Annotated in this window: 20 protein-coding genes and 1 pseudogene; 12 read left to right on the plus strand and 9 right to left on the minus strand. The window is 72.8% G+C overall.

Features of this window, described 5'->3' with window-relative positions:
- Positions 1–217 precede the first annotated feature (217 nt).
- From AS594_RS24765 to AS594_RS24785, 5 genes are all read left to right on the plus strand, one after another.
- On the plus strand, positions 218–2,263 hold the full coding sequence (locus tag AS594_RS24765) for a hypothetical protein (RefSeq protein WP_069935380.1): 2,046 nt from the start codon (positions 218–220) through the stop codon (positions 2,261–2,263).
- A 163-nt stretch (positions 2,264–2,426) separates the two neighbouring features.
- Positions 2,427–3,971: a GT4 family glycosyltransferase PelF gene (pelF, locus tag AS594_RS24770; RefSeq protein ID WP_069932211.1), complete on the plus strand. Its 1,545-nt coding sequence runs from the start codon at positions 2,427–2,429 to the stop codon at positions 3,969–3,971.
- A complete protein-coding gene (locus AS594_RS24775; RefSeq protein WP_420877835.1) occupies positions 3,938–5,470 on the plus strand; it encodes a hypothetical protein in 1,533 nt (510 codons plus the stop codon). The genes pelF and AS594_RS24775 overlap by 34 nt, the downstream gene beginning before the upstream one ends.
- A gap of 10 nt (positions 5,471–5,480) precedes the next feature.
- Complete coding sequence (locus AS594_RS24780; RefSeq protein WP_069929075.1) at positions 5,481–6,116, plus strand: spherulation-specific family 4 protein; 636 nt, start codon at positions 5,481–5,483, stop codon at positions 6,114–6,116.
- Positions 6,113–6,919: an endo alpha-1,4 polygalactosaminidase gene (locus tag AS594_RS24785; protein ID WP_069929076.1), complete on the plus strand. Its 807-nt coding sequence runs from the start codon at positions 6,113–6,115 to the stop codon at positions 6,917–6,919. Before AS594_RS24780 ends, AS594_RS24785 begins: the two co-directional genes overlap by 4 nt.
- Before the next feature lie 45 nt (positions 6,920–6,964).
- On the opposite strand, the gene AS594_RS24790 is transcribed toward AS594_RS24785, so the two are convergent.
- On the minus strand, positions 6,965–7,747 hold the full coding sequence (locus AS594_RS24790) for an adenosylcobinamide-GDP ribazoletransferase (protein ID WP_069930764.1): 783 nt from the start codon (positions 7,745–7,747) through the stop codon (positions 6,965–6,967).
- Between the two features lie 78 nt (positions 7,748–7,825).
- On the opposite strand from AS594_RS24790, the gene AS594_RS24795 reads away from it, so the two are divergent.
- Positions 7,826–8,590, plus strand: coding sequence for a hypothetical protein (locus AS594_RS24795; RefSeq protein WP_069929077.1), 765 nt, complete (start codon positions 7,826–7,828; stop codon positions 8,588–8,590).
- Here AS594_RS24795 and AS594_RS45460 read toward each other — a convergent pair.
- The 4 genes from AS594_RS45460 to AS594_RS24815 form a co-directional block, all read right to left on the minus strand.
- The gene (locus tag AS594_RS45460) at positions 8,530–9,177 is read right to left on the minus strand and encodes a hypothetical protein (protein ID WP_069930765.1); all 648 of its coding nucleotides are present in this window, start codon (positions 9,175–9,177) and stop codon (positions 8,530–8,532) included. The two genes, AS594_RS24795 and AS594_RS45460, sit on opposite strands and share 61 nt — an antisense overlap.
- A 56-nt stretch (positions 9,178–9,233) precedes the next feature.
- Positions 9,234–11,048: a phosphatidylglycerol lysyltransferase domain-containing protein gene (locus tag AS594_RS24805; RefSeq protein WP_069932210.1), complete on the minus strand. Its 1,815-nt coding sequence runs from the start codon at positions 11,046–11,048 to the stop codon at positions 9,234–9,236.
- Between the two features lie 75 nt (positions 11,049–11,123).
- Complete coding sequence (gene cobT, locus AS594_RS24810; protein WP_069929079.1) at positions 11,124–12,254, minus strand: nicotinate-nucleotide--dimethylbenzimidazole phosphoribosyltransferase; 1,131 nt, start codon at positions 12,252–12,254, stop codon at positions 11,124–11,126.
- A gap of 62 nt (positions 12,255–12,316) precedes the next feature.
- A complete protein-coding gene (locus AS594_RS24815) occupies positions 12,317–13,516 on the minus strand; it encodes a bifunctional adenosylcobinamide kinase/adenosylcobinamide-phosphate guanylyltransferase (protein WP_069929080.1) in 1,200 nt (399 codons plus the stop codon).
- A gap of 99 nt (positions 13,517–13,615) precedes the next feature.
- Between AS594_RS24815 and AS594_RS24820 the strand changes: the two genes are divergently transcribed.
- A complete protein-coding gene (locus tag AS594_RS24820; RefSeq protein ID WP_069929081.1) occupies positions 13,616–13,825 on the plus strand; it encodes a hypothetical protein in 210 nt (69 codons plus the stop codon).
- A 159-nt stretch (positions 13,826–13,984) separates the two neighbouring features.
- On the opposite strand, the gene AS594_RS24825 is transcribed toward AS594_RS24820, so the two are convergent.
- The 3 genes from AS594_RS24825 to AS594_RS24835 all read right to left on the minus strand — a co-directional run bounded on the left by AS594_RS24825 (position 13,985) and on the right by AS594_RS24835 (position 16,599).
- Complete coding sequence (locus AS594_RS24825; RefSeq protein ID WP_069929082.1) at positions 13,985–15,100, minus strand: S1C family serine protease; 1,116 nt, start codon at positions 15,098–15,100, stop codon at positions 13,985–13,987.
- 84 nt (positions 15,101–15,184) lie between these two features.
- Positions 15,185–15,928, minus strand: a complete 744-nt coding sequence (locus tag AS594_RS24830; RefSeq protein ID WP_240509087.1) for a class I SAM-dependent methyltransferase — start codon at positions 15,926–15,928, stop codon at positions 15,185–15,187.
- Between the two features lie 71 nt (positions 15,929–15,999).
- The gene (locus AS594_RS24835) at positions 16,000–16,599 is read right to left on the minus strand and encodes a DUF3043 domain-containing protein (protein WP_069930766.1); all 600 of its coding nucleotides are present in this window, start codon (positions 16,597–16,599) and stop codon (positions 16,000–16,002) included.
- A gap of 250 nt (positions 16,600–16,849) precedes the next feature.
- Between AS594_RS24835 and AS594_RS24840 the strand changes: the two genes are divergently transcribed.
- From AS594_RS24840 to AS594_RS24860, 5 genes and pseudogenes are all read left to right on the plus strand, one after another.
- Complete coding sequence (locus AS594_RS24840; RefSeq protein WP_069929083.1) at positions 16,850–17,629, plus strand: PspA/IM30 family protein; 780 nt, start codon at positions 16,850–16,852, stop codon at positions 17,627–17,629.
- A gap of 37 nt (positions 17,630–17,666) precedes the next feature.
- On the plus strand, positions 17,667–17,957 hold the full coding sequence (gene pspAA / locus AS594_RS24845; RefSeq protein ID WP_069929084.1) for a PspA-associated protein PspAA: 291 nt from the start codon (positions 17,667–17,669) through the stop codon (positions 17,955–17,957).
- Between the two features lie 81 nt (positions 17,958–18,038).
- On the plus strand, positions 18,039–19,292 hold the full coding sequence (locus AS594_RS24850; protein WP_069929085.1) for a sensor histidine kinase: 1,254 nt from the start codon (positions 18,039–18,041) through the stop codon (positions 19,290–19,292).
- On the plus strand, positions 19,289–19,990 hold the full coding sequence (locus AS594_RS24855; protein ID WP_069929086.1) for a response regulator: 702 nt from the start codon (positions 19,289–19,291) through the stop codon (positions 19,988–19,990). The genes AS594_RS24850 and AS594_RS24855 overlap by 4 nt, the downstream gene beginning before the upstream one ends.
- Before the next feature lie 154 nt (positions 19,991–20,144).
- Positions 20,145–23,302, plus strand: a pseudogene (locus AS594_RS24860) (efflux RND transporter permease subunit).
- An 89-nt stretch (positions 23,303–23,391) separates the two neighbouring features.
- Here AS594_RS24860 and AS594_RS24865 read toward each other — a convergent pair.
- Entirely contained in the window at positions 23,392–23,793 is a 402-nt protein-coding gene (locus AS594_RS24865) for a YciI family protein (RefSeq protein ID WP_069930768.1), read from the minus strand.
- Between the last annotated feature and the right edge of the window lie 78 nt (positions 23,794–23,871).

Below are 23,871 nucleotides of genomic sequence, written 5' to 3' on the forward strand. Positions count from 1 at the left end.
TGGCGCCGGGCACGAGCCTACGCGCGGTTGCGCCGTTCGATCACAGCAGCGAGCAGTTCACTCATCAGAGGTGTCCTTTCGGCGTTTTCCGTGCGCGATGTGAGGGCTCCGTCACACTCGTGGAAATCCAGCAAGTGACAACAGCCTTGCTTTGCGACATTTCCACATATCGTCCGCGCAATCTCCGCAGGCGATGGGCTGAGGGGGAGGGTGCGCCATGGCGTACAGGATGCGTATGGGCCGGACCGGAGCGGCATTGGTGGCCGCCGGTCTGCTCGTGGTGGCGGCCCCGCCGACGGGCGCCGGGGCGGCCACCGTGCCCCGCATCGACCTCCGGGTGCTGGTCGTCGACGACGGCGGCGACGCCGTGGAAGCGGTCGAGTCCGAGCTGCGCGGCACCGGCGTCCCGTACACCCTCGTACGGCTCGGACAGGAGGGCCGGCCGGTGATCGACGCGGCCTTCCTCGCCGACACGGTGGACGGACGGCCCCGCGCCAAGTACCAGGGCGTCGTCCTGCCGAACGCGGACCCGTTCGGCGCCGGCTCGGCCGAGGCGGACGCCCTGGCCGCGTACGAGCGGACCTTCGGCGTCCGGCAGGTCGACGCGTACAGCTGGGCACATCCGGGTGTCGGGCTCGACTACACCACCGACGGCGGGTACGCCGGACCGCTCGACGGCGTCGAAGCGGCGGTGACCCCGGCGGGCAGGGCGGGCCCGTTCGGGTACCTGGACGGCGCCGTCGAGTTCGAGGACAACTCGCCGTCCGTCGGCGAGAGCTACGGATACGCGGGCCGGCCCCGCGAGGGCTACACCAGCTACCTGGACATCCCGGTCGGCGGGGACGGCGGCGGCCGGGCCAGCCTGGTCGGCGAGTACGCCCACGACGGGCGCCGCGAACTGGTCGTCACCTTCGCCCACAACCAGCACCAGCGGCAGTTCCGGCTGCTCGCGCGCGGCATCGTCGAATGGCTCACCCAGGGTGTCCACCTCGGCCAGAGCCGCAACTACTTCTCCGTCCACGTCGACGACGTCTTCGCCCCCGACAGCCGCTGGGACACCGCACTCAACTGCACCCCCGGCGACTTCGACTGCGGCGACGGCGAGGGCGGCGGCACCACGCCGATCCGGATGAGCGCCGCCGACGCGCGGTACGCCGCCGAGTGGCAGCAGAGCGCCGGTTTCACCCTCGACATGGTCTTCAACGGCGGCTCCGGCGAGGCGTGGAAGGCGGAGAATCCGGCTAGTGGCGGCAGTGACCCGCTCACCGCGCAGCTGCTGGCCGACCGGGCGAAGTACCGCTGGGTGAACCACACGTACACGCACCCCTTCCTCGGCTGCGTGCAGGACACCTCGACCGTCCCCTGGCAGTGCGCGAAGAACGCGGCGGGCAGCACGCTGTGGATGAGCCGCGCAGAGATCGCCGCCCAGATCAGGAACAACCACAGCTGGGCGGCGGCCAGGGGCATCGCCGTCGACCGGACGGAGCTGGTCACCGGTGAGCACTCGGGCCTCAAGACCCTCCCGCAGCAGCCGGCGGACAACCCGAACCTGGCGGGCGCCCTCGCCGACAGCGGCGTGAAGTGGGTGGCGAGCGACAACTCGCGCGAGCCGGGCCAGCGGGCCGTCGGCGGCGCCCTCACCGTGCCCCGCCACCCGATGAACGTGTACTACAACGTCGGCACCGCCGCCGAGATGACCGACGAGTACAACTGGATCTACAGCAGCAGGGCCGACGGCGGCAGCGGCGTCTGCGAGGCCAACCCCGGCTCGACCTGCCTCGGCGAACCGCTCGACCCCGCCACGGGCTACGCGGAGTACATCGCGCCGCAGGAGGCACGTACCGCGCTCGGCCACGTCATCGCCAACGACCCGCGCCCGCACTACGTCCACCAGTCCAACCTGGCCGAGGAGCGGATCCTCTACCCCGTCCTGGACAAGGTTCTGGGCGACTACCGCTCCCTCTTCGCGGACAACACCCCGGTCGTCAACCCGCGCCACCGGGACGTCGGTACCGAGCTGTCCCGGCGCGCCGCGTGGGACAAGGCGCTCGCCGACGGCAGGGTCACGGCGTACCGCATCGGAACGACCGTCACCGTCAAGGCGCCGTCGGGGGTCGTCGCGCCCGTCACCGCCCCGGAGGGGGCGCGCAAGCAACTGCTGTTCGGTACGGGCGTGTTCGGCGCGGCGTACGCGGGACAGCGCTCGGCCTGGACCGCGCCCGAATCGCTCCAGCAGGCGGTCACGCTCCGGCTTCCGGCCTGACGGCCCAACTGCCCAACTGCCCAACTGTCCGACTGTCCGACTGTCCGGCCCGGGCGGGCCGGGGACCCGTCCCCGGCCCGCCCGCCGCCCTGCCCGACCGCCCGGTGCTGCCCGACCACCAGCACCGGCACCGCACTCCGCACTCGCCCTGGGGGACACGCACATGAGCCGCGGGCATCACGTCAGCATGCTCACCGAAGGCACCTATCCGCACGTCCAGGGAGGCGTCAGCACCTGGTGCGACCAGCTCGTCCGGGGGATGCCGGACGTCGACTTCCACATCGTCTCGCTCACCGGCAGCGGCCGCGAGCCCGTCACCTGGGAGCTCCCCGACAACGTCTACCGGCACACGACGGTCCCGCTGTGGGGAGGCCCGGCCGGGGCGCGCGGCGCACGACGCGGCCCGCGCCCCCTCGTCGGCCGCGACCGCCGCCGCTTCCTCGGCGCGTACGAACGCTTCCTGCTCGCCGTCCTCGACCCGGAGGCCGGCTGCGACTTCGGCCACGAGCTGTACCTCCTCGCCGCACTCGCCCGCCAGGGCCGGCTGACCCCCGCCCTGCGCTCGGACGCCGCCCTGCGGACACTGACCCGCGTCTGGACGATGCGGCACCTGGCGACCGCCCGCGCCGAACCGACGCTCCACGACGCGCTCACCGCCGGCGACCTGCTGGAGCACCTGCTGAGGCCGCTGGCCACCCGGATCCCGGCCGACAGCGTCGCGCACGCCGTCAGCAGCGGACTCGCGACGCTGCCCGCGCTGACCGCCAAGCACTTCGACGGCGCGCCCTTCCTCCTCACCGAGCACGGCATCTACCTGCGCGAGCGCTACCTCGGCCAGCGCACCGCGACCCAGCGCTGGCCGGTCAAGGCGCTGCTGCTCGGCTTCTACCGGGAGCTGAATTCGCTCGGCTACCGCGAGGCCGACCTGATCACTCCCTGCAACCAGTACAACCGCCGCTGGGAGGAGCGGGGCGGCGCGCCCGCCGAGCGCATCCGCACCGTCTACAACGGCGTCGACCCGCACCTCTTCCCGCACGCGGGCCCCGAACCGGACGTCCCCACCCTGACCTGGGCCGGCCGCATCGACCCGATCAAGGACCTGGAAACGCTCGTACGGGCCTACGCGCTCGCCCGCGCCCGGCTGCCGGAGCTGAGGCTGAGGCTCTTCGGCGGGGTGCCGGAGGGCGGCGAGGAGTACCGCACGAAACTGGAGAAGCTGGCGGCCGAGCTGGGCGTGAGCGACGGCATCACCTTCGAGGGGCGCATATCCGACGTGGCCCGCGCCTACGGGGCCGGGCACGTCGTGATGCTCTCCAGCATCAGCGAAGGCTTTCCCTTCAGCATCCTCGAAGCGATGTCGTGCGGGCGGACGACGGTGTCGACGGACGTCGGAGGCGTACGGGAGGCCGTCGGCGACACGGGGCTCGTGGTGCCGCCGCGCGAACCGGACGCCATGGCGCGGGCGGTGCTCGACCTGATGGGCGACGAGGCCCGGCGGACCGAACTCGGGCGGCTCGCGAGGCAGCGGGTGATCGACCTGTTCACGCTGCGGCGCTCGGTCGAGGGATTCCGCGAGATCTACCGCGAACTGGACGACCGCGGCGTACCGGAGACCGTCGCGCCCGCCGCTCCGCTTCTTCCCGCCCACTGGACGACCGAGCTCAGGGACCCCTGGTGGAACGACCTGACGACGCACGGGGCGGCGTGATGAGCGGCTCACCGCGCATCGACGCGGGCACGGGCGCGGGCGCCCGGCGGGACAGACCGGCCCGCATGCCGCAGCAGCGGCCGCACTGGGCGGCGGATCCCCTGCGCGAACTGGCCGACCGGCTGGGGGAGTCGGTGCCGGCCGCCGTGCACCCCGACGAGATCGCCGCGATCCTCGAATCCGACGGCATGACGGACGACCACATCCGGCTCACATACGGCCGCGAGGACTCCTTCGCCCTGGCCGAGGACCTGTTCGCCCGGGTGCCCCGGACCGGCCCGCCGCCCCGGCCGGAGCCCCCGCCGCCGGCCGCGGTCCCGTGGCGCGCCGGCCTGGCCGGATGTCTGCTGCGCGGGCTGGTGTTCGCGCTCCCGGGGCTCGCGTACGTCCTGGGGGCGCCGTTCCTGGCCGACGCGGCGGGGGAGGGGCGCGGACTGCCCGCCGGGACGGACGTGCTCCTGGTGGGCGCGCTCGCCGGCTGGGCGTGGAACCAGGCGCTGGCGCACCGCGCGTACGCCTGGCTGGGCCTCGGTGACCGCGCGTCGGCGGCCCGCGCCCTGCTCATCGGGGCTCCGGCGGGCGCGCTGCTCGGCACGGCGGCGGCGCTCGCGGTGACCGGGCCGGGGGAGGGCGCGGCGCTCGCCTTCGCCACGGCGCAGGCGGTGTACCAGGGCGCGGCGACGGCACTGCTCGTCCTGGCCCGCGACCGCCTGCTGCTGTACGCCCTCACCCCGATGGCCCTCGGCGCCCTGCTGACCCTGGCGCTCGACGTCCCGGTGGTGGTGCGGGCGGCGCTGCTGGCGGTGTCGGGGGCGGCCGTCCTCGCCCTGGCCGGCCGCGAGGTGCTGCGGGCCGGGAAGGTCCGGCGCGGGAGCGCGCGGGCGGCCTCCAACCCCCGGGCCGCCTGCGGCCCTTCGCTGTGGCGGTCGCTGCCGTACGGGATCTTCGGCCTGGCGACCGGTGTGCTCGTGCTGTACGCCGTCCTCCAGAACCTGCTCGGCCCGGGCACCACCGGCGTTGTGGCCGCCCCGGGAGCCGTCGCGCTCACGCTCAGCATGGGGCCCGCGGAGTGGCTCCTGTACCGGTTCCGGCGCGGGTGTGACGCGGGGCTGCGGGCGAGTACCGCCCACTCCGCGTTCCGGCGGGCCGCCACGCTCACCCTCGCCCGGTGCCTCGGCGGCTACCTCGTCGTACTGCTCGCACTCCTCGCCGCGACGACCGTACTGTGGATCGGCGCGCCCGTGCCCGACACGACCCGCGCGGCCGGTCTGCTGTTCATAGGCGTCATGCTGTGGACGGGGCTGCTGCTCCAGGCGTTCGGCGCGGTGGCCGTCGCGGCGACCGTCTGCGCGGTGGCCGCGCTCCTCCAGACGGCGGCCCTGTTCACCGGCCCGGCCGTCACCGGCACCGTCGCGCTCGCCGTCCCCGGCGTCGCGTCGGCCGTACTGGCGGTCCTCGTCTGCGTACTGCTCGGCCGTGCGACGGCCCACCGCCCCTGAGGATGCCCACGTGAAGAACCTGCTCGTGCCCTTCTACGAGCACCCCGCCGGGCGCCCGGACGCCTGGGACGCCGTCGTCCGGGCGGCCCCCCGCCTGTACGGCGTCGTGCTCAACCCCGACAGCGGCCCGGGCGCCGCGCCCGATCCCGCCTTCGCCGCCGTGTCGACGCGCCTGCGCGGGGCGGGCGTTCGCGTCCTCGGGTACGCCGACACCGACTACGCGCGCCGCCCGCACGCCGCCGTGGTCCGGGACCTGCTGCGCCACCGCGACTGGTACGGCGCGGACGGCGCGTTCCTGGACCGGGTGACGTCGGGGGCGGACGCGCTCGCCCACTACCGGCGGCTCGCCGCCGGCGCCCGCGTGGCCGGCGCGGCGGCCCTCGTGCTCAACCACGGCGTCCACCCCGACCCCGGCTACCTCGAACTCGCCGATCTGCTGGTCACGTTCGAGGGCACCTGGGACACGTACCAGTGCGCCCCCGGGCCCCCGCCGTGGACGGCGGCGCACCCGCCCGGCCGGTTCTGCCACCTGGTGTACGCCGCACCGCCCGGCGCCGCCTTCACCGCCGGCGTCGGCTGTGCCGTACCGGGCGGGACACCGCACCCCTGGGGGACCCTGCCGCACGCCCTGGAGGCGGTCCGGTGAGGCGCCGACGCGTGTTCCTCCTCGTGCTGCTCCCGCTGCTGCTCCTCGCGGGCTGCACGGGCGGCGGCCCGCCCGCCCCCGACGACCGCGGACCGGCAGCCGCCCGCTGGCAGCCGGAGCCCGGTCTCGCCTGGCAGTGGCAGCTCAGTGGCGCACTGGACCCGGCCGTCGACGTGCCGGTGTACGACATCGACGGCTTCGATCACCCCGCCTCGGCCGTCGCTGACCTGCACCGCCGGGGCCGGAAGGTCATCTGCTACCTCTCCACCGGCGCGTGGGAGGACTTCAGGCCGGACGCCGGCGAGTTCCCCGCGTCCGTACTGGGCCGGGGCAACGGCTGGAAGGGCGAGCGCTGGCTCGACATCCGCCGTACCGACGTGCTGGAGCCCCTGATGGCCCGCCGCATGGACCTGTGCCGCGAGAAGGGCTTCGACGCCGTCGAGCCCGACAACATGGACGGCTACCGCAACCGGACCGGCTTCCCCCTCACCGCGGCCCACCAGCTCGCCTACAACCGCCTGATCGCCCGCCTGGCCCACGACCGGGGCCTGGCCGTCGGCCTCAAGAACGACCTCGACCAGATCCCGGAACTGGTGGGCGACTTCGACTTCGCGGTCAACGAGCAGTGCGCCCAGTACGACGAATGCCCGAAGCTCACCCCGTTCGTACGGGCCGGCAAGGCGGTCTTCCACGTGGAGTACGAGCTGCCGACGAGCCGCTTCTGTCCGCAGGCGCGCGAGCTGGGGCTCAGCTCGATGCGCAAGAAGTACGACCTGGGGGTGTGGCGCCAACCCTGCGCGTAGCGCTGCCTGTCGGCGTCCGCCCGCGATCCGTCCCCCCGCGACCCGTCAGCCGAGCACCAGCACCACCAGTGCCGCCGTCGCGGCCGTCTCCGCCACCCCGCCGAAGACGTCCCCGGTGACCCCGCCGAAGCGCCGCACGCAGTGGCGCAGCAGCACGTGCCCGGCGGCGAGTGCGCCCAGCACGGCGGCGGCGTACTGGAGCGCGCCGTACGGGCCCCACAGCGCACCCCCGGCGCCCGCTCCGGCGGCGGCCACGACGGCCGCCACGGCTGCCCCCCGCGCTGTCGGCACCGTCCCCGCCACCACCGCGCCGAGCCCGTCCGGACGGGCCGCGGGAACGCCCGTACGGGAAGCGAGAGTCAGGGCGAGACGGGCGGCGACGGCAGAGACGACGGCGCCGGCCGCGCCGTGCGCCCACCCGGCGGCGTACAGCTCACCGAGGGCGGCGACCTGGGCGAGGAGCACCAACAGCAGCGTGATGACGCCGAAGGGGCCGATGTCCGACTGCTTCATGATGCGCAGCGCCTCTTCGGCCGGTTTGGCGCTGCCCAGCCCGTCGGCCGTGTCGGCGAGGCCGTCGAGGTGCAGGCCCCGGGTGAGGACGGCGGGCACGGCGGCGCTCGCCACGGCGGCGAGCAGCGGCCCCGCGCCGAGCAGGAGGAGTACGGCGCCGGCGGCCGCCGCGCACAGGCCCACGACGAGCCCGGCGAGGGGAGCGCACAGCATTCCGGCGCGCGCCGCCCCGCGGTCCCACCGGGTCACGCGTACGGGCAGCACGGTGAGGGTGCCGAAGGCGAAACGTATGCCGTCGCTGAGGAGAGAGGTCACGGCGCGCACGCTAGTCGCCGGGGGCGGCCGGTAGGTTGCGCATAACGCACAAAACCGCCCAGAGGGGAACCGAGTGGCATGGGTCACTGGTGGTATCGCAACATCCTCGAGCCGGGAAAACTTCCGCTGCTGCTGGCCCTGCTCTCCTTCGTCCTCACCTTCGCGATCACCCGCACCATCACCCGGCTGATCCGGGCGGGCCGCGGCCCCTTCCGGAACGTCTCACCCGGCGGTCTGCACATCCACCACGTGGTCCCCGGCGTGATCCTGATGACGATCGGCGGCTTCGGGGCGGTGGCCACCGGCGCGCACGGCGTCAGCTCGGCGATCTGCGCGGTGATCTTCGGGATGGGCGCGGGGCTGGTCCTCGACGAGTTCGCGCTCGTCCTCCATCTCGACGACGTGTACTGGAGCGAACAGGGCCGGCAGAGCGTGGAGGTCGTCGTCGTGACCGCCGCCGTGGTGGGACTGGTCCTCATCGGTTCCGTGCCGTTCGGGGTGAACCAGCTGACACCGGACGAGCGGCAGAGCCGCGCCGCGCTGATCCTGAACGTGCTCTTCAATTTCATGCTCGCGCTGATCGCGCTGAGCAAGGGCAAGGTGCTCACCGCGCTCTTCGGCACCGTCGTGCCCGTCGTCGCGCTCGTCGGCGCGATCCGGCTGGCCAAGCCCGGTTCGCCGTGGGCCAGGCGCCTCTACCGCCGGCGCCCCAGGGCCCGCGCCAGAGCGGCGCTGCGCCTGTGGCACCACGACCGCCGCTGGTCGGGGCCCAGCCGGAAGGTTCAGGACTGGATCGGCGGGACTCCGACCCCCGAGCGGGCGCCGGTGTCCGGCAAGAAGTGAGCGAGCGCGCACAGGACCAGCACCGCGGCGATCGCCGCCAGATGCTCCTTGCCCGCGAGATTGCTCTTGACGCACACCTCCACCACCATCGCCACGATCACCGCACCGCCCGTCCAGTACGCCCCGAACCGCAGGCACAGACAGACGGCCAGGCCGACGACGGCCGCCGACGGCCCGGTGTCGACGACGTGCGCGTCGGAGGCGGGCAGGCCGAGCGGGCTGCCGGGGCCCAGCGCGATACCGGCGCGCGCGTACAGCGTCCCGGCGAGCGTCGCGACGTACGCGACGACCAGCGTGCGCGGCCGCCCCAGGCAGATCTCCGCGATGCCGAAGACCAGCAACACCTGTGCGAGCGCGCCCCAGACCGGCAGGTCGAGCGCGGGCACGAACAGCGACAGCGGGGTGCGCAGCAACGCGAGCCACAGCGGGTCCTCGGCGCGTACGAAACCGATGTCGTGGACCGGGCCGTAGCCCCAGGTCTGGTGCTGTAGGGCCTGGAAGAGCGCCGTGAGGCCGACCGCCGCGAGCGTCAGCGGGACGGCCCGCCACCGGCGGGTGACGAGCGCGCTCCGTACGCCGGCGTACATCGGACCCCACTCGCGGCGCGTGAACGCGCGCACCGGCGGAGGGGCGGCGAGCGTCGTCACCGTCTCGTCTCCAGGTGCTTGCGGTGCATCCACCGGGGCAGGCCGGGCGCTTCGAGGAAGCCCTCCGCGCGGGCCGACGCGAGGCCGATGCGCAGCAGGTCGGAACTCTTCTCGAAGAGCATGAAACGGGGCTCCCAGATCGGCCGGTACTTGGCGTTCGCGCGATACAGCGACTCGATCTGCCACCAGCGCGAGAAGAAGCTGAGCAGTGACCGCCACATCCTCAGAACCGGCCCCGCGCCGAGCTTCGAGCCGCGTTCGAAGACGGACCTGAACATGGCGAAGTTCAGCGAGACCTGTGTGATCCCGATCTCCCCGGCCGACTGGAGCAGCTCGATGACCATGAACTCCATCAGGCCGTTCTCGGAGTCCCGGTCACGACGCATCAGATCGAGGGAGAGCCCGTGCGGCCCCCACGGCACGAAGCTCAGTACGGCCCTGAGCTCCCCTTCCGCGTCGGTGCATTCGAGCATGACGCACTGCCCGTCCGCCGGGTCGCCCAGGCGTCCGAGGGCCATCGAGAAGCCGCGCTCGGTCTCCCCGTCGCGCCAGTCGTCGGCCCTGCGCAGCAATTCGGCCATCTCGTCGTCGGGGATCTCTTGGTGGCGGCGGACGCGGACGGTGTAGCCGGCCCGCTTCACCCGGTTGTACGCCTGGCGCACGGTGCGCATCGCGCGCCCCTCCAGTGTGAACTCGGCGATCTCGACGATCGCCTCGTCGCCCAGCTCCAGCGCGTCCAGGCCGTGCCGGGCGTAGACGGTGCCGCCCTCCTCGCTCGCGCCCATCACGGCGGGGATCCAGCCGTGCTCACGTGCCTCGGCCAGCCACGGCTCGATCGCGCCCGGCCATGCCTCGGGGTCGCCGATCGGGTCGCCGGAGGCGAGCGACACGCCGCCGACGACCCGGTAGGTGACGGCCGCCTTGCCGGTGGGGGACCAGACGGCGCTCTTCTCGCGGCGCAGCGCGAAGTAGCCGAGGGAGTCGCGCTCGCCGAACCTGTCGAGCAGGGCGCGGAGTTTCGCCTCGTCCTCCTCGGTGATCGGGTCGACGGTCCTGCGGGAGCGGAAGGCGGCGTATAGGACGGCCAGGAGCAGCAGCGTGCTCATGACGTTGATGGTGACGTTGACCCAGCCCGGTGTGGTGATGCCCTGGAGGCGGACGTCGTCGGGGGCCAGCGACACCAGCCGCATCACGCCGTAGTGCCAGCGGTCCAGGAACGAGGACCGGTCGTCGTCGGGCGCGGTGTTGCTGACCGTGACGAGGAGCGCGGCGATCAGGGAGGTCACCAGCAGACCGCCGAGGGCCACCACGGCGGCCAGGGCGGGATTCGAGCGGTCGCCCTTGGCGTAGAACTCGCGCCGGCCGATCAGCAGGGCCGCGACGAAAGCCGCGGTCAGGATCAGGGAGACCCAGTTCTGCCAGTACTGGCGTACTTCGGGGAAGACCATCGCGAGAGCGAAGAGCAGCAGGAACAGCCCGCCGAGTACGAAGTTGAGAATCCAGGCGGCGCGCTTGCGGCGGCGCATGGTGATGGCGAGGAAGAGCGTGAAGGCACCGGAGGCGAAGCCCGCCGTCAGCAGGTAGGGCGTGAAGTAGTCGTCGGTGTTGTGGCGTCGCAGATCCTGGCCGAGTGAAACCCAGACGGCGCTCAGGAAGTTGATGAACGTGACGATCCGCAGGTACCAGACCGCGAAGGCCGCGGCGCGGCGCGAGCGGGGGGTGCCGCGCCCGTTCGCCGGATTCGCCGGGCCCGTCTGACTCGTCCGGCTCGTTCGGGTCGTTCCTTCGGTGGCCAAGCGGACTTCTCCCATGAAACGCGATGATATGAGGCATCGCTGTACGGGTCGTGCGCGTGTGCGGCCGGTGGTCGCCGGCCGCACACGCGGTCAGTCCGTATCGCTTTCGCTCTCGGCGGCCGTGACTCCGGCCGTTTCCGCTTCCTCGTTCTCCGCCGCCGCGGCGCCCTGGTCCGACGGCCGCTCGGGCAGCTCCGCCGCGAGTGCGGCGGCAGCCTGTACGAGGGGAAGCGCGAGCAGTGCCCCGGTTCCTTCCCCCACAGTGACGCCCTGGTCGAGCAGAGGGTTGAGCGCCATCCGGTCCAGCGCCTTGGCCTGGCCCGGCTCGCCGCTCACCTGACCCGCGAGCCACCAGTCCGGCGCCCGGAAAGCCGCGCGCTGGCCCACCAGGGCGCAGGCGGCGGACACCACGCCGTCGAGGATCACCGGCGTACGCCGCACAGCGCACTGGAGGAGGAAACCGGTCGTCGCGGCGAGGTCGGCGCCGCCGACGGTCGCCAGCAGCTCCAGCTGGTCACCGAGGACGGGCCGGGCCCGGCGCAGCGCGTCGCGGATGGCGGCGCACTTGCGCATCCACGCCAGGTCGTCGATGTGCTCGCCGCCGCGGCCGGTGACCACCGAGGCGTCCGTGCCGCACAGGGCGGCGATCAGGGTGGCGGCGGCGGTGGTGCCGCCGACGCTCAGATCGCCGAGCACGACGAGATCGGTGCCGGAGTCGGCTTCCTCGTCCGCGATCGCCATGCCGAGGCGTACGGCCTGCTCCGCCTCTTCCAGGGTGAGCGCGTCCTCGACGTCGATGCGCCCGGAACCGCGCCGGACACGGTGGCGTACGACCTCCTCCGGCAGCAGCGCCGGATCGCAGTCCAGTCCGGCGTCGACGATCCGTACGGTCGCGCCCGTACGGCGGGCGAGCACGGCGGCGGGGCTCCCGCCGTCCAGCACCGCGCGCACGAGCCGGTGGGCGCCGCCGGCGGGCCGGGCGGAGACCCCCAGCTCCGCCACCCCGTGGTCACCGGCGAAGAGGACCACGCGGGGCCGCTCGATGGGCCTGACCCGTACGGACGCCTGGGCGGCCGACAGCCACTCGCCCAGCTCGTCGAGCCGGCCGAGCGCGCCGGGCGGCACGATCAGCCGCTCCCGGCGCTCTTCGGCGTCGCGCCGGACGCCGCCGTCGGGGCGTTCGATCAGGTCGGAGAAGTCGTCGAGGTTAAGCGAGCTCATTCGCCGAACAGTACCGGGCCGCCTGCTGACGCACCGTCAGGGGCAATGGGCTCGCGCCCCGCTCAGCCGCGCAGCACCACCGCCTGCCCGGCCACCACCAGCAGCACCTGCTCGCACTCCCCGGCGAACGCCGCGTTCAGGCGGCCCAGTTCGTCCCGGAAGCGGCGGCCGCTCGCCGTGGCCGGCACGACGCCCGAGCCGACCTCGTTGCTCACCGCGACCACCGTGCGCCGCGTCCCGCGCACCGCCTCCACCAGCTCCGCCACGCGCTCCGTCAGTGCCGTCTGCCCGTCCGCCGCCCACTTCGCGTCGTCCCACGCCCCGACCCTGTCCATCGCGTCGGTCAGCCACAGCGCCAGGCAGTCGATCAGCAGCGGCGGCCCGTCCGCCGCCAGCAGCGGAGCCAGCTCGCACGTCTCCTCCGTGCGCCAGGCGCCCGGCCGGCGCTCCCGGTGCAGGCCCACCCGCTCCGCCCACTCCCCGTCGCCCTCCCGGGTGCCGCCGGTGGCGACGTACACCACCTCCGGGAACGTCTCCAGGCGCCGCTCCGCCTCCAGCGACTTGCCCGACCGCGCCCCGCCCAGCACCAGCGTCCGCCGGGGGACGTCGGGCACCGCGTGGTACTCGCCGACGATCACGGTCGTCCCGTCCGGCACGGCCCGCGCGCCCGCCGCCGCGAGCCGGCGCTCCAGCTCGGCACCCGGTGGCACGTCGTGATCGAGGTGTACGGCGATGACGTCCGTGGCCGCGCCGACGGCTCCCGCCGCCCGCAGCCGGGCCAGCGCGTCCGGGCGGCCCGTGACGTCGGCGACGACCATGTCGTACGTACGGCCGTCCGTCGTCCCGCCGGCCGGTCCGCCGCCCGGCGGCAGGTACAGCAGCAGCTCGCCGTCCGGCGCGGTCACCTCGTACCCCGTGCCGGGCGAGTCCATCGGGACGGCGCGCACCCGGTGCCCGCTGATCAGCGTCAGCTCCCGCCCGTCCGGCACCCGGCCCGCCGCCGGAAGCCCGGGGGGCAGTTCCACCGGCGGCCCGTCGTGCGGGTGCGTCAGCAGCACCTGCCGTACGCCGGTGAGCGAGTGTCCGGCGCGGGCGGCGGCCAGCGCGGCCCCCGGCGTCAGATCGAGCAGCAGGGCGCCGTCCACGAGCAGCGCGGTCGCCGCCCGGGCGAGCGGGCCGCGGGCGGTGGCGCACGAGGCGCAGGGGCAGTCGGGGCGGGGCAGGCCGTCCGGGGCCCCGGTGCCGAGGAGAGTCAGTTCCACGAGGAGATCCTCCCGCGTACCCGCTGGTGGTGCGCGCCCGGCTACTCTGCGGGGCAGGCTGTGCTGGACAAAAGCACGGGTGGGACCCGGGAGGCGAACATGGCGTGGACGTGGCGGTTCGAGAAGGCCGACGGTACGGAGGTCCAGCCGGCGGTGGTGCCGGAGGAGTTCACCACGCAGGGCGACGCGGAATCGTGGATCGGCGAGATCTGGAAGGACCTGGTCGAGGGCGGCGCCGACCAGGTGGTGCTGTTCGACGACGGCACGAAGATCTACGGCCCGATGAGCCTGCACGCGGAAGGGGCCTGACGGCCTGAAGGCGCGACCCGGCCGCCGGACGCTCCCCGTCGAGCCGTCCGGCGGCCGGTGCCGGCAACCCCGCCCAGGGCAAGCCGCCGGGAGGCGGCCGAGGACACCGGCACCTCCGGCGTCCGATCACGACCGCCGGCGCGCGGCGGTCCCCGCGGCCTACAGCTCGCCGAGCGTCACCTCCGCCGTGCGGCGTTCGTCGCCGCGCAGGTAGGCCACCCGCACCCGGTCGCCCGGCTTGTGTTCGGCCAGGGCCTCCGACAGCGAGGTGATCGTCGTGATCTCCGCGTCGTCGAGCGCGGTGATGATGTCGCCGGCCCGCAGCCCGGCCCGTGCCGCGGCGCCGTTCTCCTCCGCCGATACGACGGCCACGCCCGACGGCTCGAAGTCGTCGTCCACGACCGTACGGGCCGTGATGTCCAGCGCGGCCCGCCCCGAGTCGGTGACCCTGCCGTCCCTGACGATCTGGTCGGCGATCGTCCGTACCGCGGAGGACGGGATCGCGAAGCCGATGCCGGCCGCCGGGCCGCCGCCCATCTGTGGATCGGTGGCCGCCAGCGTCGGGATGCCGATGACCTCGCTGTCGAGGTTGACCAGGGCGCCGCCGCTGTTGCCCGGATTGATCGCGGCGGAGGTCTGCACCATGTTCGCGAGGGTCACACCCGTACCGCCGTCCGAACGCCCCGTGCTCACGGTCCTGCCGACCGCCGACACGATGCCCTGCGTGACACTGCTGGACAGGCCCAGCGGGCTGCCCATCGCGAGGACGATCCGCCCCACCTCGACCCGGGACGAGTCCGCGAACCTCGCGGGCCGCAGCCCGTCGGGGACCCTGTCCAGCTTGATGACGGCGAGGTCCTGCTCCGGGTACGCGGCGACGAGCCGCGCGCCCAGCGCGGCTCCGCCCGTGGCGGCCGTGACCTTGAAGTCCCGCTCCCGGGCCACCACGTGGGCGTTGGTGACGACATGACCCCGGTCGTCGTAGACGATGCCCGAGCCGAGGCTGCTGGACGCGTCGATCTGGACGACCGACGGCAGTACGTTGCGGATCACCCGCTGGTAATCGCTCTCCAGGTCCTGTCGCGCCACGGGCGCCCCCGCCTCCGCGGTGGCCTTCGGTGCGGCGGAGACCCCGCCGGAGCCGGAACAGCCGCTCAGCGTGAGCAGCACGGCCCCGCAGACGGCGGTGGTCAGGGCGACCGGAAGCCGGCGACGCGCACGGCCGGAAAGCACACGGCTGGAAAGCACACGACCGTGGTTACGTGATCCGTCCATGCCTGGAGTGTCCCTTTCGAGGGAATCCAGGGCCCGTGGAGCACGTCCATCGGAGCGGCGTCCGGGGCCGGCGGCAGACCGCGATCAGCCCCGTACGCCGCACAGGTGCAGCAGCGCCGCGACCCCGCGGTAGGGGTCGGTCCGCCCCGCGCGTTCCTCCAGGGCCACGATCCGCTCCAGCTCCTCGGCCGGCAGCCGCGACGCGTCGTTGGCCTCGCCCTCGACGGTGTCGGTGAAGACACGCACGCCGTACCAGGCGTGCAGCGGAGCGGCGATCCCCGCGAGGGTCGACCTCAGGGCGTCGAGCCGGTCGGCCCGCACCCGCAGGCCCAGCCGGCTGGTGTACGCGTCCGAGTCGAACGCGGCCAGCGCCCCGGCCCAGTCCCCGGACAGCCCCGGCCGCATGGCGAGCGCGTCAGCGTTCCGTACGAGCAGCGACAGCAGCCCGCCGGGCGCCAGCATCCTGCCGAGGCCCGCCACCATGGCGTCGGGCTCCTCGACGTACATCAGCACCCCGTGGCACAGCACCACGTCGAAGCTGCCCGGCAGGAAGTGCACCCCGGTCTCCAGGCCGTCGCCCTCGACCAGGCACATCCGTTCGCGGATGCCTTCCGGCTCGCCCGCGAGCGCCTCGCGCGCCGCGACCAGCATGTCGGGGTCGGACTCCAGACCGGTCACCTTGTGCCCGGCCCGCGCCAGGCGCAGGGCCTGCGTGCCCTGGCCCATCCCGACGTCCAGCACGGCGAGCCGGCGGCCCACCGGGAAGCGCGCGGATATCTGCTCCTCCAGCTGGCGGGCGACCAGTTCCTGGCGGACGGTGTCACGCAAAGTGCCGACACCCTTCAGCCAGTCGGCCGCCGCGCCCTCGAACCGGGAGATCCCCGTGACGTCGTCCGCGCTCAGGGCCGTTCCCCGCGCTTGACCTGGGGCTTCGGCAGACGCAGGCGGCGCATCTGGAGCGTCCGCATCAGGGCGTAGGCGACGGCGCCGCGCTTCGGCTCGTTCGGGAAGCGCTCGTTCAGCTGCTTCCTGAGCCGGAACGTCAGCCCGATCGAGTCGATGACGATCATCACGATCACACCGAGCCACAGCAGCAGCGCGATGTTCTGGATGTTGCTGATCCGGACCATGCTGAGGACGAGGATCACCACGGCCAGCGGCAGGAAGAACTCGGCCACACAGAAGCGGGAGTCGACGAAGTCGCGCACGAAGCGGCGGACGGGGCCCTTGTCGCGGGCCGGCAGGTAGCGCTCGTCTCCGCTCGCCAGTGCCTCCCGCTGCCTTGCCAGGTCCGCACGGCGGGCCTCGCGCTGACGCTTCATCGCCTCCTTGCGGTTCGACGGAGCCACCGCACCGTTGCGGCGCTGCGACTGTGCGACAGCGCGCTTCGGGGTGGGGCGGCCCTTGGGGGCCTGCGGGTCACGGGACGCTTTGGAGAGGTCCACCTGCACCTTGTCGGTGGGGGCCTTCTCTTCCTTGGAGGAACGGCTACGGAACACAAAGCCCAAGGGTACGGGGTACGGCGCATGGACCCCAGCCCGGAGGGGAACGATCCCGCAACGGTCGGTTTCCCCGGCCTTCACCTACTCCCTGAGCTGGAGCCCGGCGGGCCGCAGTCGTCCTGGAGGAGGAGCGCATCGGCCCGCGAACAGTGCGGTAATGGACGCAGGGCCCGTAGTGTGGGTTCAAGTGCTGGAGCTGGTTCCGTAGTCCGTCAGAAGGGGGCGCGCGAAGCCCATGAGCGGTGTCATGAAGCGTATGGGGATGATCTTCCGCGCGAAGGCAAACAAGGCCCTTGACCGGGCCGAGGATCCGCGCGAGACCCTCGATTACTCGTACCAGAAACAGCTGGAGCTGCTTCAGAAGGTACGCCGCGGAGTCGCCGACGTGGCGACCTCGCGCAAGCGGCTCGAATTGCAGCTGAACCAGTTGCAGGGACAGTCCTCCAAGCTGGAGGACCAGGGCCGCAAGGCGCTCGCGCTCGGCCGGGAGGACCTCGCCCGCGAGGCGCTGTCCCGCCGGGCCGCGTTGCAGCAGCAGGTGACCGACCTGGAGACGCAGCACCAGACGCTCCAGGGCGAGGAGGAGAAGCTGACGCTCGCCGCGCAGCGCCTCCAGGCCAAGGTCGACGCCTTCCGTACGAAGAAGGAGACCATCAAGGCCACCTACACCGCCGCGCAGGCGCAGACCCGGATCGGTGAGGCGTTCTCGGGCATCTCCGAGGAGATGGGCGACGTCGGCCTGGCGATCCAGCGGGCCGAGGACAAGACCGCGCAGCTTCAGGCGCGGGCCGGCGCGATCGACGAGCTGCTGGCGTCCGGCGCCCTGGACGACCCGTCCGGGATGGCGAAGGACGACATCGCCGCCGAGCTGGACCGCATCTCCGGTGGTACAGACGTAGAGCTGGAGCTCCAGCGCATGAAGGCCGAGCTGGCGGGCGGCTCGACGGCGCAGCAGCAGGCACTCGAAGGCGGCGCGCAGGACGGCGCCCAGGCGCCGCAGGACCGGCACAAGTTCGACAAGCAGTAGGCCGCCGCACTCCGCACTCCGCGCGAAGGAGCACGTCGTGATCGTACGGATCATGGGGGAGGGCCAGGTGAGGGTGGCCGACAGCCACCTCACCGAACTCAACAGGCTCGACGACGAACTGCTCGCCGAAATGGAGAGCGGCGACGGGCCCGGCTTCCGGCGCACGCTCGGTGCGCTCCTCGAAGCGGTACGCCGTCTCGGGGAGCCACTCGCGGACGACTCCCTCGAACCGTCCGAGCTGATCCTCCCGTCGGCGGACGCGACCCTGGAGGACGTACGGGCGATGCTGTCCGACGACGGCCTCATCCCCTCCGGCACACCGGACTGAGCCCCCATCGCGGGAAAGGGGCGGGCGGACGGCCCGCGCAGCGGACCACGTCCGCGCCCGGACGCCGTACCGTTGCGTGACATGACTGCCCTCGGTACGGGATTCACCCGGTCCCGGTGCTGGTTCCGCGCCCACCCGCCGGCCCTGGACGCCGCCCTGGCGCTCGCCGTGCTGGTGACGATGGTGATCGGCTCCTTCGCCGACCCGCACGGCGGCCCCAACGGCCCGACCTTCGGCACGCGCACCCCGGGCGTGCTCAGCCTCGTACTGATGCTGCTCTCCTCCGGCGCCCTGGTCTTCCGCCGCCGCAGGCCGCTGGCCGTGCTCGCCTTCACCGGCGTGGTCACGCTCGCGGAGCTCGTCTCGGGCGACCCGCCGGCCCCCGTCGCCATGAGCGCCGTCATCGCGCTCTACACGGTCGCGTCCCGCACCGACCGCCCCACCACCTGGCGCGTCGGGCTGCTGACGATGACCGGCCTGACCGCCGCGGCCATGTGCTTCGGCGACGGCCCCTGGTACTCCCAGGAGAACCTGGGGATCTTCGCCTGGACCGGCATCGGGGCGAGCGCCGGAGACGCCGTGCGCAGCCGCCGCGCGTTCGTCGACGCCATCCGCGAGCGCGCCGAACGGGCCGAGCGGACCCGTGAGGAAGAGGCCCGCCGCCGGGTCGCGGAGGAGCGGCTGCGCATCGCCCGCGACCTCCACGACGTCGTCGCGCACCACATCGCGCTGGTCAATGTCCAGGCCGGCGTCGCGGCGCACGTCATGGACAAGCGTCCCGACCAGGCCAAGGAAGCCCTCGCGCACGTACGGGAGGCCAGCCGCTCGGCCCTGAACGAGCTGCGCGCCACCGTGGGGCTGCTCCGCCAGTCGGGCGACCCCGAGGCGCCGACCGAGCCCGCCCCCGGCCTCGGTGTGCTCGACCAGCTCCTCGACACCTTCCGGAACGCCGGCCTCCCGGTGGAGGTGGCCAGGCCGGACCGGGGAGTGGCCGCGCCGCTGCCGGCCGCCGTCGACCTCGCGGCGTACCGGATCATCCAGGAGGCCCTGACCAACGTGCAGAAGCACGCGGGCGCGCACGCGAAGGCCGAGGTCAGCGTGGTCTGCGTCGGCTCGTCCGTGGAGATCACCGTGATCGACAACGGCGGGGGCACGCGGAGCGCGGACGACCGTCCGCGGGACGGCGGCGGGCACGGTCTCACCGGCATGCGCGAGCGCGTCACGGCCCTCGGCGGGACCCTGACCGCGGGGCCCCGGTACGGCGGCGGATTTCGCGTACATGCGATCCTGCCGTTCCAGGTGCGTACGGGGGAGAAGACGGTGGAGAACGCATGACGGCGGACACGGCCGCGATCCGGGTCCTGCTCGCCGACGACCAGGCACTGCTGCGCAGCGCGTTCCGGGTCCTCGTCGACTCCGAGCCCGACATGGAGGTCGTCGGCGAGGCGGCCGACGGCGCCGAGGCGGTCGAGCTCGCCCGCTCGCTGCGCGCCGACGTCGTCCTGATGGACATCCGCATGCCCGGTACGGACGGCCTCGCCGCCACCCGGATGATCAGCGAGGACCCGGAACTGGCCGGTGTGCGCGTGGTGATGCTCACGACCTTCGAAGTCGACGAGTACGTCGTCCAGGCGCTGCGCGCCGGCGCCTCCGGGTTCCTCGGCAAGGGCGCCGAACCGGACGAACTGCTCAACGCCATCCGCATCGCGGCGGCCGGCGAGGCGCTGCTCTCGCCCGTGGCGACCAAGGGCCTGATCGCCAAGTTCCTCGCCCAGGGCAGTACTTCGGACGACGACGAGGCCGCGGCGGCCCGCACCGAGCGGCTCTCGGCACTGACCGTGCGCGAGCGCGAGGTCCTCGGCCAGGTCGCGGGCGGCCACTCCAACGACGAGATCGCCGAGCGGCTCGTGGTCAGCCCGCTCACCGTCAAGACCCACGTGAACAGGGCGATGGCGAAGCTCGGCGCCCGCGACCGCGCGCAATTGGTGGTAATCGCGTACGAAACGGGACTCGTACGGCCGAGGGTGGAGTGAAGGCGTAGCCGCGCGTACTCCAGCTGCGGTATGCGCCGCATAAGAAAGGGACTTGGGAGCGAGAGTTCGCCCTCTTCGCATGGCTGATCGTATAAGCGGGCCGTTGTGCTCGACTGCCTCACTGCCTTGCACGCCACGGAAGAGAGACCCACCCATGTCCTGGCTGTCCAGATTCAGCCTCGCTCAGCGGGCGCTGATCGGTCTGATGTCGATCATCGCGATCGTCTTCGGCGCCATCGCGATACCGCAGCTCAAGCAACAGCTGCTGCCTACCATCGAGTTCCCGATGGTGTCCGTGCTGGCGCCCTACCAGGGCGCGTCCCCCGATGTGGTCGAGAAGCAGGTCGTCGAGCCGCTCGAAGGCACCATCAAGGCAGTCGACGGCATCACCGGCGTCACCTCCACGGCGAGCGAGGGCAACGCCGTGATCATGGCCCAGTTCGACTACGGCAACGACACCAAGCAGCTCGTCGCCGACGTCCAGCAGGCCGTGAACCGCTCCCGCGCCCAGCTCCCCGACGACGTCGACCCGCAGGTCGTGGCCGGCTCCACGGACGACATCCCGACCGTCCTGCTCGCGGTGACCTCCGGCCAGGACCAGCAGGCGCTCGCCGACCGGCTGGAGAACTCCGTCGTCCCCGTACTGAAGGACATCGACGGCGTCGGCCAGGTCACCCTCGACGGTGTGCGCGACCTCCAGGTCGCCGTCACCCCCGACGACAGGAAGCTCGCGGCGGCCGGCCTGAACGCCGCCGCCCTCGGCCAGGCCCTCCAGGCGGGCGGCGCGACCGTCCCGGCCGGTTCCTTCGCCGAGGACGGCAAGAGCCGCACGGTCCAGGTCGGCGGCGGTTACACGTCGCTGAAGCAGATCGAGGACCTGCGCGTCACCGCGCCGCCCACGGGTGAGGGCAAGCCGCCGAAGCCGGTGCGCCTCGGTGACGTGGCCACCGTCAAGGAGCAGCCCGCCACCGCGGTCTCCATCACCCGTACCAATGGCAGGCCGAGCCTGTCCCTGGCGATCACCATGGACCAGGACGGCAGCGCCGTCGCCATCTCCGACGCGGTCAAGGACAAGCTCCCCGGCCTGCGCGACACCCTCGGCTCCGGCAGCCGGATCGCGGTCGTCTTCGACCAGGGTCCGGCCGTCTCCAAGTCGATCTCCGGCCTGACCACCGAGGGCGCCCTCGGCCTGGTCTTCGCCGTCATCGTCATCCTGGTGTTCCTCGCGTCGGTCCGCTCGACACTGGTCACCGCCGTCTCCATCCCGCTGTCGGTCGTCCTCGCGCTCATCGTGCTGTGGACCCGCGACCTGTCGCTCAACGTCCTCACGCTCGGCGCGCTGACCATCGCGATCGGCCGCGTCGTAGACGACTCGATCGTCGTCCTGGAGAACATCAAGCGGCACCTCGCGTACGGCGAGGAGCGCCACTCGGCGATCATCACGGCCGTCAAGGAGGTGGCCGGCGCGGTCACCGCCTCGACCCTGACCACCGTCGCGGTGTTCCTGCCGATCGGCCTGGTCGGCGGCATGGTGGGCCAGCTGTTCGGTTCGTTCTCCCTCACCGTCACCGCGGCCCTGCTCGCCTCGCTGCTGGTGTCCCTGACCGTGGTGCCGGTCTTCTCGTACTGGTTCCTGCGCCCGCCCAAGGGCTCCGAGGGCGTGGACCCGGCCGAGCTGCGCCGCAAGGCGGAGGAGAAGGAGGCGCGCAGCGCGCTCCAGCGGGGTACGTCCCGGTCCTGCGCTTCGCGACCCGCCGCCGCCTCATGAGCCTGGCCATCGCGATCGTCGTCCTTGTCGGTACGTTCGCCATGGCGCCGCTGCTGAAGACCAACTTCCTCGACGAGGGCGAGCAGGACACCCTGTCCGTCACCCAGGAGCTGAAGGCGGGCACCAGCCTGGAGGCGGCCGACCAGGCCGCCCTGAAGGTCGAGAAGGCGCTCGACTCGATCGACACGATCAAGGACTACCAGGTCACGGTCGGCTCCTCGGGCTTCGCGGCCGCCTTCGGCGGAGGCACGGGCGCCAACCAGGCGACGTACCAGCTCACCCTCAAGGACGCCTCCGACTCCGAGGCCACCCAGAAGCGGATCGACGAGGAGCTGGGCAAGCTCGACGGCATCGGCGACACGACCATCGGCGCGGGCGGCGGCTTCGGCAGCCAGGACCTGAGCGTCGTGGTCAAGGCCGGTGACGGCGACGTGCTGAAAAAGGCGTCCGAGCAGGTACGTGACGCGATCGCCAAGCTCGACGACGTCACCGACGTACAGAGCGACCTGGCCCAGAGCGTGCCGCGGATCTCCGTCCAGGCCAACGACAAGGCGGCCGGGGCGGGCTTCGACCAGGCCACGCTCGGCGCGGCCGTCACCCAGGCGGTGCGCGGCACCACCTCGGGCAAGGCGATCATCGACGACACCGAGCGCGACGTCGTCGTGAAGTCGGCCCGGCCGGCCACCACGATGGACGAGCTGAAGAAGCTGAACCTCGGCCGGGTGAAGCTCGGCGACATCGCCGACGTGAAGCTCGTCGCCGGGCCGGTCTCCAAGACCCGGATCGACGGCGCCCGCGCGGCGACGATCACGGCCAAGCCGACCGCCGACAACACGGGCGCGGTGACCGCCGCGCTCCAGACGAAGATCACCGAGCTGAAGAAGGAGCTGCCGGCGGGCGCGAGCGTCGAGATCGGTGGCGTCTCCTCCGACCAGAACGAGGCGTTCGCCCAGCTCGGCCTGGCCATGCTGGCGGCCATCGCGATCGTCTTCATGCTGCTGGTCGCGACGTTCCGCTCGCTCGTCCAGCCGCTGATCCTGCTGGTCTCCATCCCGTTCGCGGCGACCGGCGCGATCGGCCTGCTGCTCGTCACCGGTACGCCCCTGGGTGTCCCGGCGATGATCGGCATGCTGATGCTCATCGGCATCGTGGTCACCAACGCGATTGTCCTGATCGACCTCATCAACCAGTACCGGGCGCAGGGTCTGGGCGTCGTCGAGGCGGTCCTGGAGGGCGGGCGTCACCGCCTGCGGCCGATCCTGATGACGGCACTGGCGACGATCTTCGCGCTGTTGCCGATGGCGCTGGGCATCACCGGCGAGGGCGGCTTCATCTCGAAGCCGCTGGCGATCGTGGTGATCGGCGGCCTGATCACCTCGACGCTGCTGACGCTGCTCCTGGTGCCGACGCTGTACGCGATGGTGGAGCTGCGCAAGGAGCGCCGCGCCAAGAAGAAGGCGGCCAGGCGCGCGGCGAAGGCCGGGGGCCCGGACGGCTCCGAGCCCTCGCCGACGGCGGAGGACACCGAGCCGGCGAAGGTCTGACCGACGTCACCACGTCCGTCGCACAACGGCGAGCCCCGGCACCCCCCCCCGCGAGGAGGGGCCGGGGCTCGCCCCGTTGCCGGCCGCTCTCAGGCTTCGGGGACCTCGGGCGGGCCCTCGGGGATGGCGTGCACCTCGACCGGATCGTTCCCGGGCTTGCCCCCGGGCCCGGGGCAGGCGGAGGCCCGGGCGGCGATCTCCAGGGCCCGCTCCTCGTTCTTGACGTCGACCACCCAGTAACCGGCCAGGATGCGTCCGGGCTCCGCGGGGCCGTCGGTCACCTTCGCGCGTCCGTCGTCCGTCGCCCGTACCGTCTTGACCAGCCCGGGCCCGCCGAGACCGCGGGCCTCGACCAGCTCGCCCGCCGCGCCGATCTCCTGGTTGAGCGCGTCCATGTGCGCGAACATCGCGAGCATGTCTTCCTTGGAGAACGACGACATCAACCCGTCCCACTCGTCGGCGGGCACGTTCATCTGGATCATGTACTCCATGGTCTTCACCCTTCCCTCGCTTCCACGGTGGCAGGTGCGAGGAACCACCGCACCCCCTGACACGGCGGCGTCAGGGGG

The organism is Streptomyces agglomeratus, from assembly GCF_001746415.1.
In the GTDB taxonomy this organism is placed as follows: Bacteria; Actinomycetota; Actinomycetes; order Streptomycetales; family Streptomycetaceae; genus Streptomyces; species Streptomyces agglomeratus.